An 11,572-nucleotide genomic window follows, 5' to 3' on the forward strand; every position below is an offset into this window, starting at 1 on the left:
CGCGGCCCCGGACGTCGTCGTCGCCGACCCGCTCGGCCCGGACCCGCACCTCGCGGACCTCGTCCTGCGCCGCTACACGGCCGCGGCCCGACCCGCGACCCCCGGAATCCCCCGCCCCGCGTAACGACGCACCACCGCGGCAGGCGCATATTGAAGGGATCATGAGCGAGAGTTCTCCCACCCATCGGGTCACCGTCACACGGGAGGACGGCCTGTGGACCGCCGTGGTCCAGGACCTGCCTGGTGGCGCCACCGACGTGGAACGCAGGACGGATCTGGAGACCGAGGTACGGGACCTCATCGCCACACTGCGGGACGTCGACCCGAACGATCTCGAGCTCGCGTGGGTGGTCCCGTAGTTGTCCGCCCGAGCCGCCGCGGACCGTGCGGGTGAGCCCTGTGCCACAGTGTGACGCATGGCTGACGAACTGGTGCACTACGCCGTCGCCGACGGTGTCGCGACGCTCACCCTGGACTCCCCGCACAACCGCAACGCCCTGTCCGCGCAGCTGCGGGGCGAACTGAGCGACGGGCTGGCGCGGGCCGTCGAGGACGACGCCGTCCGGGTGATCGTGCTCGACCACACCGGGCCGGTGTTCTGCGCCGGCATGGACCTCAAGGAGGCGAACGGGGCCGGGGAGGGGCAACAGGGGGTCAACGACTTCCCGGACCTCCTCCAGCGCCTCTGGACCGGCCCGAAACCGGTGGTGGCCCGGCTCGCCGGGCCCGCGCGGGCGGGCGGGATCGGCCTGGTCGCCGCCGCGGACATCGCCGTCGCGGTCGAGACCGCCACGTTCGCCTTCACCGAGGTCCGCATCGGGGTCGTCCCCGCCGTGATCTCGGTGCCGGTGCTGCCCCGTCTCGACGCGCGCGCGGCGCACGAACTGCTGCTGACCGGGGACACCTTCGACGCAGTGCGGGCCGCGGACATCGGCCTGCTCAACGCCGCCGTTCCCGCCGACGAGCTGGACGCCACCGTGCGGCGCTACGTCGACTCGCTGGTACGGGGCGCGCCGACGGCGCTGGCCACCACGAAGGAGCTCCTCCAGGGCGAGACCGGGCGCACCATGCCGGAGAGGTTCGAGGCCATGCAGGGCCTGTCCGCGCGGTTCTTCGCCTCCGCCGAGGGGCAGGAGGGGATCGCCGCATTCGCGGAGAAGCGCACCCCGGCGTGGGTACCCGGGGGCGCGGACGGGTGAGCGGCGCCCGCCCCCGCGGGACGGGCGCCCTGCGGTCGGGTCAGTCGGCCAGCACCACGGTCAGGATGCGGCCCTCCCGGCGCCCGCCCCGCGGGGTCAACGCGCGTTGCGCGTCGGAGAGCACCCCGTGTACCGCCAGGTAGGACTTCGGATCGGCCCGCTTCAGCCGCTCGGCCGCGGTCCAGATCAGGACGTGCTCCCCGGACGGCAGCCAGGACAGGTCGGTGAGCCCGTCGTAGAACGTGTCGAGCGAACGCCCGTAGTGGGCGGGGAAGGACAGGGCCTCGGCGATCGCGCCGAGCATGCCCGTGCGGTCCCCGTGCGGCGCGCCGTCGATGACGTGCGGGTAGGCCCCGCGGGCCCGTGCCTCGTCGACGACCGTCCGCGAATCGGGCAGCGGCATCACCGTCGTCATCAGGTGTCCGCCGCGACGAAGGGGTCGTACCGGTCGTCACGCGCGCAGAAGCCGGATGGCGAATGTGGCAACAACATCTCCCTTGTACCGAGGACCGGCCGGGTCACCCGCCACGGGTCACCGGCCACGCACCCCGGCCGCCACCCGGGGTGAGCGCCCGGCACCGTCACGGACACCGGCACGGTCGGCGTGTGCGAAACCGCGCCCGGCAGGCTACCCGGGCGGGGGTCGGACTCGCCAACCCCGAGGACCTCCCGCACCAGCCAGGCGCCCAGGACGACGAGCAGCAGGGCGATCAGCGCGGCGCTGATGCGCCTACGGGACAGCACCGCGGTCCCCTTCCCCCGGCCGCCGCACCCCGCGGCCCCGGCCCACGATCCGGACCGCCCCGTCGAACACGGCGTCGACGACGCGGTGCAGCGCCCGGGCCAGCGCCACGCACAGCGGCAGGAGGACGGCGGTCACCAGCACGAACTGCACCGGGAACCATTGTTGCGCCAACCACAGTTCGAGCCCGTTCCACCAGCGGGCCACTCCGTCGAACACGACACCGAGCCTACGCCAGGTAGGTTGAGCGCATGTTCGCCGTCTACGCCAAAGAACCGAACGCCGACGACCCGCTCGCCTCGCTCACGGTGGGCGAGCGCCCCGACCCGGAGGTGCCCGAGGGCTTCGTGCGGGTCTCGGTCCGGGCCGCCAGCCTGAACATGCACGACGTCTGGACCCTGCGCGGGGTGGGGATCAAGCCGGAACAGTTCCCCATGATCCTCGGCTGCGACGGGGCCGGGGTGCTCGACGACGGCACCGAGGTGGTGCTGCACTCGGTGGTGAACGACCCGTCCTGGCGCGGGGACGACACGCTCGACCCGAAACGGACACTGCTCACCGAGAAGCTGCAGGGCACGTTCGCCGACTCGGTCGTGGTGCCTGAGCGCAACGTCCTGCCCAAGCCGGCGGGGCTGTCGTTCACCGAGGCGGCCACGATGGGCACCGCCTGGCTGACCGCCTACCGGATGCTGTTCACCAAGTCGGGCCTGCGGCCGGGACAGACCATGCTCGTGCAGGGTGCCTCCGGCGGGGTGTCCACCGCGCTGGTGCAGCTCGGCCGGGCCGCGGGCCACCGCGTGTGGGTCACCGGGCGCACCGAGGAGAAGCGTGCCCTGGCCGAGAGTCTGGGTGCCCACCGGACGTTCGAGCCGGGGGCGCGGCTGCCCGAACGGGTCGACGCCGTGTTCGAGACCGTGGGCAAGGCCACGTGGGCGCACTCGCTGAAGTCGCTCCGGCCCGGCGGCATCGTGGTCGTGTCCGGCTCCACCAGCGGCCCCGACCCGAGCGCCGACCTGCAGCGGGTGTTCTTCCTGCAACTGCGGGTGGCGGGCTCCACGATGGGCACCCGCGACGAGCTGGCCGACCTGCTCTCCTACGTCGACCTCGCGGGCATCCGCCCGCAGATCGGCGCCGAACTCCCCCTCTCCGACGCCGAACGCGGCTTCACCGACATGCTGGAGGGCAACACCGCCGGCAAGATCGTCTTCACCCGCTGAGCACGGAGGGGGTTGCCGTGAAGGACTCCTTCGCTGCATGTGACGCAGTGAAGGAGTCCTTCACCGCACCCGACGCAGGGAAGGGGGCCTTCACGGCAACACCCCGCTGTCAGGTGAGGCGGTGGGCTGTCCGCGTGGCGGCTTCGCGGGCCTGGTGCCAGAGGGTGGTGACGATGTGTTCGGCGGGTCCGTGCGGGGCCCGGGCATAGGTCTGGCCCGCCCAGAGGGACATCGCCTCCGGGTCGTCGGCGCGGCCCGCGGCGGCGCGGATCGGCTTGCTGAGCCGGTGCAACTGCGGGTAGGCGGCGGGTGCCTGGTCGGTGTGCTCGCGCAGGAAACGGTTGACCAGGCCCCGTGCGGGTCTCCCGCTGAACGCGCGGGTGACCGCCGTCGGGCGGCTGCCCTCGGCCAGCACCCGCCGTTGGGTCGGGTGGGTGCCCGCCTCGTCGGCGCGGAGGAACGCCGTGCCCAGCTGGGCGGCCACCGCGCCCGCGGTGAGCACCGCCGCGACGTCCGCGCCGTGCACCAGTCCCCCCGCGGCGATCAGCGGCAGGTCGGTCGCCGCCGCGATCAGGCGCAACCCCGCCAGCACACCGTGCAGCTCGCCGCCGAACGGGTCCGTGACGTCGTCGGTGAACACCCCGCGGTGGCCGCCGGCCTCGAACCCCTGCACGCACAGTGCGTCGGCGCCGACGGCGGCCGCCTCGCGGGCCTCGTCCGGTGAGGTCACGGTCACCACGATGGTGCTGCCCGCCTCGTGCAGCCGGTCGACGTCGGACTCCAGCGGCACCCCGAAGGTGAAGGAGACCACCGGCACCCGGGCCTCGACGAGCAGGTCCAGCTTGGCCGCGTAGCCGTCGTCGTCCCAGCGCGGGTCACCGGGTTCGACGCCGTAGCGTCCGCCCTCGGCCCGCAGGCGGGCCGTGTACGGGGACAGGTCCACAGTGGACCTGATCCCGGGCACGAACAGGTTCACACCGAACGCGTCGTCCGACAGAGCGCGGGCGGTGCTGATCTGGTCGGCCAGGGCCGCGGCGCTGAGGTAGCCCCCCGCCAGGAACCCGAAGGCCCCGGCACGCGCCGTGGCGGCGACGAGCTCCGGCGTGGACGGCCCCCCGGCCATCGGCGCGGCGATCACGGGCACGCGCAAGCTGTCGAACATGGGCCAAGCCTACGAATCGGCGCGGCCGCCGTGTGACGCGGCCACGGGTTCACGGGATCCGGTGCGGTGGGCGTCGGGGACGCGGGCTACTTCTTGCCCTTACCGCCCTTGCCCTTGTCGCCCTTGCCCTTCTCCCCCTTGTCGCCACCGTCGCCCCCGCCCGCGGACAGCGCGGCGACGAACGCCTCCTGCGGCACCTCGACGCGCCCCACGGTCTTCATCTTCTTCTTGCCTTCCTTCTGCTTCTCCAACAGCTTGCGCTTGCGCGAGATGTCCCCGCCGTAGCACTTGGCCAGCACGTCCTTGCGGATCGCGCGCACCGTCTCGCGGGCGATGATGCGGCCCCCGACGGCCGCCTGGATCGGCACCTCGAACTGCTGCCGCGGGATCAGCTCGCGCAGCCGGTTGGTCATCTTGTTGCCGTAGGGGTAGGCGAAGTCCTTGTGCACGATCGCCGAGAAGGCGTCCACCGTCTCGCCCTGCAGCAGGATGTCCACCTTCACCAGGTCGGCCGCCTGCTGTCCGGCCTCCTCGTAGTCCAGGGAGGCGTACCCGCGCGTGCGCGACTTCAGCGAGTCGAAGAAGTCGAAGATGATCTCGCCGAGCGGCAGCTGGTACCGCAGTTCCACCCGGTCCTCGGACAGGTAGTCCATGCCGAGCAACTGCCCGCGCTTTCCCTGGCACAGTTCCATGACCGGCCCGATGAACTCGGAGGGCGCGATCACGGTGACCTTGCTGACCGGTTCGTGCACCTCCGCGATCTTGCCGCCGGTGGGCCAGTCCGAGGGGTTGGTCACCTGGAGTTCGGAGCCGTCCTCCAGGTAGACGTCGTAGACCACGTTCGGTGCGGTGGCGATGAGGTCCAGCCCGAACTCCCGCTCCAGCCGCGCCCGGGTGATCTCCAGGTGCAGCAGGCCGAGGAACCCGCAGCGGAAGCCGAATCCGAGCGCCACCGAGGTCTCCGGCTCGTAGCTCAGCGCCGCGTCGTTGAGCTGCAGCTTGTCCAGGGCGTCCCGCAGGTCCGGGTAGTCGGAGCCGTCCACCGGGTACAGACCGGAGAACACCATCGGGACCGGTTCGCGGTAGCCCGCGAGCGGCTCGTCGGCACCCCGGCGGGCCGTGGTCACCGTGTCGCCGACCTTGGCCTGCCGGACGTCCTTGACCCCGGTGATCAGGTAGCCCACCTCGCCGACCCCGAGCCCCGCGCACGGCTTCGGGTCGGGCGAGATGACGCCGACCTCCAGCAGCTCGTGGGTGGCGCCGCTGTGCATCATCGTGACCCGCTCCCGCGGGGTGATCCGCCCGTCGACGACGCGGATGTAGGTCACCACGCCCCGGTAGGCGTCGTAGACCGAGTCGAAGATCAGCGCGCGCGGCGGCCCGTCCGGGTCGCCCTCGGGCGGCGGCACCTGGCCCACCACCTGGTCGAGCAGCTCCGGTACCCCCGCACCGGTCTTCGCCGAGACCCGGAGCACGTCGTCCGGCTCGCACCCGATGATGTGCGCCAGTTCGGCGGCGTACTTGTCCGGCTCGGCGGCCGGGAGGTCGATCTTGTTCAGGACCGGGATGATGTGCAGGTCCTTGTCCAGGGCGAGGTAGAGGTTCGCCAGCGTCTGCGCCTCGATGCCCTGGGCCGCGTCCACGAGCAGGATGGCCCCCTCGCAGGCCTCCAGCGCCCGGGACACCTCGTAGGTGAAGTCGACGTGCCCCGGGGTGTCGATGAGGTGCAGCACGTGCTCGCGACCGTCCCGGGTCCACGGCAGGCGCACGTTCTGCGCCTTGATCGTGATGCCGCGCTCGCGCTCCAGGTCCATCCGGTCGAGGTACTGGTCCCGCATCGTCCGCTCCTCGACCACCCCGGTGAGCTGCAGCATGCGGTCGGCCAGGGTCGACTTGCCGTGGTCGATGTGCGCGATGATGCAGAAGTTCCGGATGAACTCCGGCGGTGTGAACGTGGTGTCTGCGGACGGACGTGTCGGTGTCACTCGCTACCTCGGGCTCGCTCGTGGCTGGTGGGCTCCATGGTCCCATGCCGGGCGGCGGACATCTCGGGGTGATCCCGGATGCGTCGCCGACGGTTTCGTGCTGACCTCGGAGGATGACCTCACGCGGACAACTGCTGGAACGCGCCTTCGGTCGTCCCCGTGGCGGGATCGGCAGAGCCGGGGGCGCGGTGATGGCGTGGATGAACGCACCGACCGAACGGCACACGGCGGCCGTGGCCGCCCCCACGGGAACGGAGCGGGTGCTGGTCCTCGGCCCCGGACCGGGGATCGGGCTGGCGGCGGTGGCACGCCGGGCGGGCCTGGTGATCGGTGTGGACCCGTCGGAGGAGATGCTCGCCGCCTGCCGCAGGCGGTGCGCCGACGCGGTCGCCGCGGGCACCGTACTCCTGCGGCGGGGTGGCGCCGAATCGAACCCGCTGGACGACGCCTCCGTCGATGTCGTACTCAGCGTGAACAATCTGCCGCTGTGGACCGACCGGCACGCCGCCCTCGCTGAGACGTTCCGGGTCTCACGGCCCGGGGCCCGGCTGGTGCTCTCCGCCCACCAGAAGTGGCTGCCCGGGTCCGGGGACACACTCGCGGCGGAACTGGAGGCCGCGGGCTTCCGCGATGTCCGGATGTGGACCTGGGACCCACCGCGGGCGCCCCGGGCCGCCCAGCTCGCTGCCCGGGTCCCGGACGCCTCGGGAGAGTGAGCCGCGCGCCGGGGCTCAGTCCCGTCGGACGTCGGTCCGCAGCGGGTGGTCCGGCGGGACCTCGACCAGCACGATCCGGGTGCCGTCCGGGTCACTGAGCCACGCCTCGTCCAGTCCCCACGCCTCCCGGCGGGGCTCCCGGTCCGGCAACACGCCCTTCTCCCGCAGTTCGGCGAGGGTGGCCGTGAGGTCGCGCACCTGGAGCCACAGCGCCACGTCCGTCGTGCGGGCCCCGCCGCCCCGACCCACGATCTCCAGCAGCCCGCCGCCGAGAAAGAACACGGTGCCGCCGGGGAAGTCCCGGTACACCGCCAGGCCCAGCGTGTCGCGGTAGAACGCCGTGGTCACCTCCGGGTCGTCCGGGATGAGCAGCGTACGGCTGTTGAGCACGTCCATGGCGACCACCGTCTCACGGGTGAGGGTGCGGCGTGCGGCGCCGACGGCGTTGCTAGACTGGCCGACTGTTGCCGTGTGGCATTCCGCCAGGGAGGAAGGTCGGCCCCGGGCCGGCGCCACGACGACGCGGCGACGGATTCCACGATCGAGAGGGAGCGGCACATGGCCAACATCAAGTCGCAGATGAAGCGCATCCGCACCAACGAAGAGGCGCGTCAGCGCAACCAGGCGGTGAAGTCGGCGACCAAGACCGCGATCCGCAAGTTCCGCCGCGCCGCCGACGCCGGCGACAAGGCCACGGCGGTGCAGCTGCAGCGCAACGCCGCCCGCGCCCTCGACAAGGCGGTGAGCAAGGGCGTGCTGCACAGGAACCAGGCGGCGAACAAGAAGTCCGCCATGGCCCAGCGCGTCAACAAGCTCTGACGACCGGCCGCCCGGTCTTCGCGACCCCCGGCGACCCCCGGCGACGTCCGTGGTGGTCACCGGGGGTTTCGTGTGTCCGGCGCGGGTCCCGTGGGTCCGGGGTGGCGGTCACCGGGTGCGGCACCGTCGGCTCCGTCCGGATCGTCCGGGCTCGGCGGCTCGGCGGCTCGGTGACTCAGCGGCGGCCGCGGGCCGCGACGACGTCGAGCACGGCGCGTTCGACCGCGTAGTCCGCGTCGGCGGCGGCCCCCTTCACCTCGGCGTTCACCCGTGCCACGACCCGCATGGCCTCGGCGATCCCGGCGGAGCTCCACCCCCGGGCCTGTTTCCGGATCTTGTCGACCTTCCACTCCGGCACCCGCAGCTCGGACTGCAGCTCCCGGGCGGGCCTGCCACCGGCGGCGACGGCCACCCGGCGGACCTCGGCGGCCAGCGCGTCCGCCAGGAGCACGTGCGCCACGCCGATCTGCTGGGCCCAGCGGAGCGACTCCAGCGCCGCCGCCCGGTCCCCGGCGACGGCCTTCTCGGCGACCTCGAATCCGCTGACGTCGGCGCGGCCCCGGTGGTACCGGCGCACTGCCCGCTCGTCCACCGACCCCCCGGAGTCGGCCACGAGCTGGCTCGCCGCCGACGCGAGCTCACGCAGGTCGGAGCCGACGGATTCGATCAACGCGGTGACCGCGGCCGCCTCGATGCGCCCGCCCGCCGCACGGACCTCGCCCCGGACGAACGCCTCCCGGTCCGCGGCCCTGGTGATCTTCCGGCACTCGGTCACCGTGGCGCCGGCCTCCCGCAGGCCCGCCGGTAACGACTTGGCCGCCTTGCTGCGCCCGCCGCCGCTGTGCACGACCACGAGCACGATGCCGTCCGCGGGGTCGGCGGCATGGCTCAGGACGGCGTCGGCGAGTTCGTTCGCGATCTCCTGCGCCGCGTCGAGCACGATCACCCGCCCCTCACTGAACAGCGAGGGACTGACCATCTCGGCGAGCTCCGCCGGGGTGACCTCGCTCACCCGCGCCCGGGTCAGTTCCGCCGCCGGATCGGCGAGCCGGACGGAGTCGAGCACGGCACGCACGGCCCGCTCGACGAGCAGTTCCTCCTCCCCGAGCACGAGATGCAGCGGCGCGGGAGTGGTGGACGGTGCGGTCACGCCCCGATCCTGCCACGTGTGAGGTCACCCTCGCGGCTGTGGCACGGGGCGATTCCGCTGCCGTAGGGTGAGTCGCGTTGCCGCGCCCCGGAGAGCGCGGCACGCCGCATCCGGAACACGCGGCGGACAATCGAATACCGCTCATCCAGAGGGGCAGAGGGACCGGCCCGATGAAGCCCCGGCAACCGGCGTCGGCCCGGTGACTCGTTGATTCCGCGAGGTCCGGCCGACGGCAACGGTGCCAATTCCGACCCGCGCCGGCGGGACAGATGAGGAAAGGACCTCGCGATGACCAGCACGCTGACCACGGCCGCTTCCCGAACCGTCGACCTCGGCCCCGCCGCCGAACTGGTGTCCAAGGAAGAGGGCCACCGGCAGCCGCTCGCCCCCGAGTTCGTCTCGGCGGAGGACTTCTCCCCGCTGGAGGTCGCCTACGACTTCGGGCGGGTGCGCCGGGAGGACATCGAGGCCGGCCCGGACAACATCTGGCGGTACAAGAAGCTGCTGCCGGTCCCGTCGAACGTCGAGCAGATCCCGAACACCGAGCCCGGTTTCACCCGTCTGGTGCGCGCCGACCGGCTGGCGCGTGCCCTGGGCGTGCAGCGGGTCTGGGTGAAGGACGACACCGGGAACCCGACGCACTCGTTCAAGGACCGGGTGGTGGCCGTCGCGCTGGCCGCCGCCCGCGAGTTCGGCTTCGACACCCTGGCCTGTCCGTCGACCGGGAACCTGGCCAACGCGGTGGCCTCGGCCGCCGCCCGCGCCGGCTGGCAGTCCGTGGTGCTCATCCCGTCGTCGCTGGAACGGGCCAAGATCCTCACGACGGCGGTGTACGACGGTGCGCTGATCGCGGTGGACGGCAACTACGACGACGTGAACCGGCTGGCGACCGAACTCGCCGCCGAGCACGAGTCCTGGGCGTTCGTGAACGTGAACGTGCGGCCGTACTACTCGGAGGGGTCGAAGACACTGGGGTACGAGGTCGCCGAGCAACTCGGCTGGCGTCTGCCCGAGCAGGTCGTGGTGCCGATCGCCTCCGGCTCGCAACTGACCAAGGTGGACAAGGGCTTCCGCGAACTCGGCGAGCTGGGCCTGGTCGAGCCGACCCCGTACACGGTGTTCGGGGCGCAGGCGTCCGGGTGTTCGCCGGTGTCGACCGCGTTCCGGTCCGGGCACGACGTGGTCCAGCCGGTGAAACCGGACACCATCGCGCGGTCGCTCGCGATCGGCAATCCCGCTGACGGACCGTACGTGCTGGACACGGTCCGGCGCACCGGCGGCGCCGTCGCCGACGTCACGGACGAGGAGGTCGTCGAGGGCATCCGGCTGCTGGCCCGGACCGAAGGCATCTTCACCGAGACGGCGGGCGGTGTCACGGTGGCGACGGCGAAGAAGCTCGCCGAGGCCGGTCAGCTCGACCCGGACGCCGAGACCGTGCTGCTGATCACCGGGGACGGGCTCAAGACGCTCGATGCGCTGGAGGACCACGTCGGACCGAAGGCGACCGTGCCACCGTCGGTGGACGCCGTGGACGACGCCCTCGGCGGGTGACCGACGTCGCGGCCCGGGCCGGTACCGATACCTCCCGGACCGCGGGTCCGGTACGCCCTCCCCCGCCGTCCTGCGCCCGGGGTGCGGCGGGTCACCGGGGGCCACGGCGGACCAGCGCCGGGTGGCCGTCGTCGGCGACGACGGCCACGGTCCCGGACGTGTCGGTGCGGGCGACGAGTGTCCCCGCCCGCCGCAGGGTCCGCAGGGTGGAAGCGTGCGGATGGCCGTAGGAGTTGTCCCCGACACTGACCACCGCGATCCGGGGCCCCACCTTCGTGAGGAACCGGTCCAGCACGGCGGGGCTGCCGTGGTGCGGCACCTTGAGCACGTCCGCGCCGAGGTCGGCGCCCGCGGCGAGCAGGTCGGCCTGGGCGGTCGGTTCCACATCCCCGGTCAACAGGATCCGTCCGGCCCGGGTGGTGGCCCGCACCACGAGCGAGGTGTTGTTCACCCCCGTACCGTCCGCACCCGGGTCCGCCGCACCCGGCTCCGTTGAGGCGCCGCGCTGGGCCGCCGGGATCCAGTGCGGCCCCAGGACGTCGAGCCGCAGACCCGGCCAGGTGAGGGTGTCCGAGGCGCCCACGGTGACCAGCGGGACGTCGTGCTCGCCGGTCTCACGCACGACCCGTCGCCACGCCCACCCGGGCTCGCGTCCCGGCCCGACGGCGACCGCCCCCACCCGTCGCCCCTCGAACACCGCCGACAGCCCGGCGACGTGGTCGGCGTGCAGGTGGCTGAGCACCACCAGCGGGACACGCTCCACGCCGAGCCCGTCCAGACAGCGGTCGAGCGCCGCGGGGTCGGCGCCGACGTCGACCACCACGGCCCGCCCCGGACGCCCGGTGGCGAGCACCAGGGCGTCTCCCTGGCCGACGTCGCACGCGACGAACACCCAGTCCCGGGGCGGCCAGCCGGGCGCGAACACCCGGCGGGGAACCGCCACCGCGACGGCGACGAGGACCACCACGGCGAGCAGCACCCGGCCCCGACGGTGCCGCACCAGCCACACCACCGCCCCCAGCGGCACCGCC

The 11,572-nt window shown here is 72.8% G+C and carries 14 protein-coding genes and 1 riboswitch; of the genes, 6 read left to right on the top strand and 8 right to left on the bottom strand.

Going from position 1 to position 11,572, the window contains the following annotated elements; translation table 11 throughout:
• The first annotated feature begins 161 nt into the window (after positions 1-161).
• Positions 162-359, top strand: a complete 198-nt coding sequence (locus tag SACPADRAFT_RS27345; protein ID WP_007024908.1) for a hypothetical protein — start codon at positions 162-164, stop codon at positions 357-359.
• Positions 360-416: 57 nt separating this feature from the next.
• Entirely contained in the window at positions 417-1,199 is a 783-nt protein-coding gene (locus SACPADRAFT_RS0212215; RefSeq protein ID WP_007024907.1) for an enoyl-CoA hydratase-related protein, read from the top strand.
• Between the two features lie 40 nt (positions 1,200-1,239).
• On the opposite strand, the gene SACPADRAFT_RS0212220 is transcribed toward SACPADRAFT_RS0212215, so the two are convergent.
• Genes SACPADRAFT_RS0212220 through SACPADRAFT_RS0212230 form a run of 3 tightly spaced genes read right to left on the bottom strand, consistent with a single transcriptional unit; the run spans position 1,240 to position 2,160 of the window.
• Positions 1,240-1,614 carry a barstar family protein gene (locus SACPADRAFT_RS0212220; protein WP_007024906.1) on the bottom strand — a complete coding sequence of 125 codons (375 nt, stop codon included), beginning with the start codon at positions 1,612-1,614 and terminating at the stop codon, positions 1,240-1,242.
• Positions 1,614-1,943: a hypothetical protein gene (locus tag SACPADRAFT_RS0212225; protein WP_007024905.1), complete on the bottom strand. Its 330-nt coding sequence runs from the start codon at positions 1,941-1,943 to the stop codon at positions 1,614-1,616. Before SACPADRAFT_RS0212225 ends, SACPADRAFT_RS0212220 begins: the two co-directional genes overlap by 1 nt.
• A complete protein-coding gene (locus tag SACPADRAFT_RS0212230) occupies positions 1,930-2,160 on the bottom strand; it encodes a hypothetical protein (RefSeq protein WP_007024904.1) in 231 nt (76 codons plus the stop codon). The genes SACPADRAFT_RS0212225 and SACPADRAFT_RS0212230 overlap by 14 nt, the downstream gene beginning before the upstream one ends.
• A gap of 32 nt (positions 2,161-2,192) precedes the next feature.
• On the opposite strand from SACPADRAFT_RS0212230, the gene SACPADRAFT_RS0212235 reads away from it, so the two are divergent.
• Positions 2,193-3,158, top strand: coding sequence for a zinc-binding dehydrogenase (locus SACPADRAFT_RS0212235; RefSeq protein WP_007024903.1), 966 nt, complete (start codon positions 2,193-2,195; stop codon positions 3,156-3,158).
• A 109-nt stretch (positions 3,159-3,267) separates the two neighbouring features.
• On the opposite strand, the gene SACPADRAFT_RS0212240 is transcribed toward SACPADRAFT_RS0212235, so the two are convergent.
• Both SACPADRAFT_RS0212240 and lepA read right to left on the bottom strand, forming a co-directional pair.
• Positions 3,268-4,320 (bottom strand): NAD(P)H-dependent flavin oxidoreductase, encoded by a 1,053-nt coding sequence (locus SACPADRAFT_RS0212240; RefSeq protein ID WP_007024902.1) that lies wholly within the window; start codon positions 4,318-4,320, stop codon positions 3,268-3,270.
• 86 nt (positions 4,321-4,406) lie between these two features.
• Positions 4,407-6,305 carry a translation elongation factor 4 gene (gene lepA, locus SACPADRAFT_RS0212245; RefSeq protein WP_007024901.1) on the bottom strand — a complete coding sequence of 633 codons (1,899 nt, stop codon included), beginning with the start codon at positions 6,303-6,305 and terminating at the stop codon, positions 4,407-4,409.
• 113 nt (positions 6,306-6,418) lie between these two features.
• Here lepA and SACPADRAFT_RS0212250 point away from each other — a divergent pair, with 113 nt between their 5' ends.
• Positions 6,419-7,021 carry a class I SAM-dependent methyltransferase gene (locus SACPADRAFT_RS0212250; RefSeq protein ID WP_028662422.1) on the top strand — a complete coding sequence of 201 codons (603 nt, stop codon included), beginning with the start codon at positions 6,419-6,421 and terminating at the stop codon, positions 7,019-7,021.
• A 15-nt stretch (positions 7,022-7,036) separates the two neighbouring features.
• Here the strand turns inward: SACPADRAFT_RS0212250 and SACPADRAFT_RS0212255 are convergent, their stop codons facing one another.
• A complete protein-coding gene (locus SACPADRAFT_RS0212255) occupies positions 7,037-7,417 on the bottom strand; it encodes a VOC family protein (RefSeq protein WP_007024899.1) in 381 nt (126 codons plus the stop codon).
• Between the two features lie 162 nt (positions 7,418-7,579).
• Here SACPADRAFT_RS0212255 and rpsT point away from each other — a divergent pair, with 162 nt between their 5' ends.
• Positions 7,580-7,840 (top strand): 30S ribosomal protein S20, encoded by a 261-nt coding sequence (rpsT, locus tag SACPADRAFT_RS0212260; RefSeq protein ID WP_007024898.1) that lies wholly within the window; start codon positions 7,580-7,582, stop codon positions 7,838-7,840.
• 175 nt (positions 7,841-8,015) lie between these two features.
• Here the strand turns inward: rpsT and holA are convergent, their stop codons facing one another.
• Complete coding sequence (gene holA / locus SACPADRAFT_RS0212265; RefSeq protein ID WP_007024897.1) at positions 8,016-8,990, bottom strand: DNA polymerase III subunit delta; 975 nt, start codon at positions 8,988-8,990, stop codon at positions 8,016-8,018.
• Between the two features lie 138 nt (positions 8,991-9,128).
• Positions 9,129-9,266: riboswitch (SAM riboswitch) on the top strand.
• Positions 9,267-9,278: 12 nt separating this feature from the next.
• On the opposite strand from holA, the gene thrC reads away from it, so the two are divergent.
• Complete coding sequence (gene thrC, locus SACPADRAFT_RS0212270) at positions 9,279-10,541, top strand: threonine synthase (RefSeq protein WP_007024896.1); 1,263 nt, start codon at positions 9,279-9,281, stop codon at positions 10,539-10,541.
• Positions 10,542-10,632: 91 nt separating this feature from the next.
• Here the strand turns inward: thrC and SACPADRAFT_RS0212275 are convergent.
• The coding region (locus SACPADRAFT_RS0212275; protein ID WP_007024895.1) for a ComEC/Rec2 family competence protein at positions 10,633-11,572 on the bottom strand (940 nt) is incomplete at its 5' end.

It is taken from the genome of Saccharomonospora iraqiensis subsp. paurometabolica YIM 90007 (assembly GCF_000231035.2).
GTDB classification, from domain to species: Bacteria; Actinomycetota; Actinomycetes; order Mycobacteriales; family Pseudonocardiaceae; genus Saccharomonospora; species Saccharomonospora paurometabolica.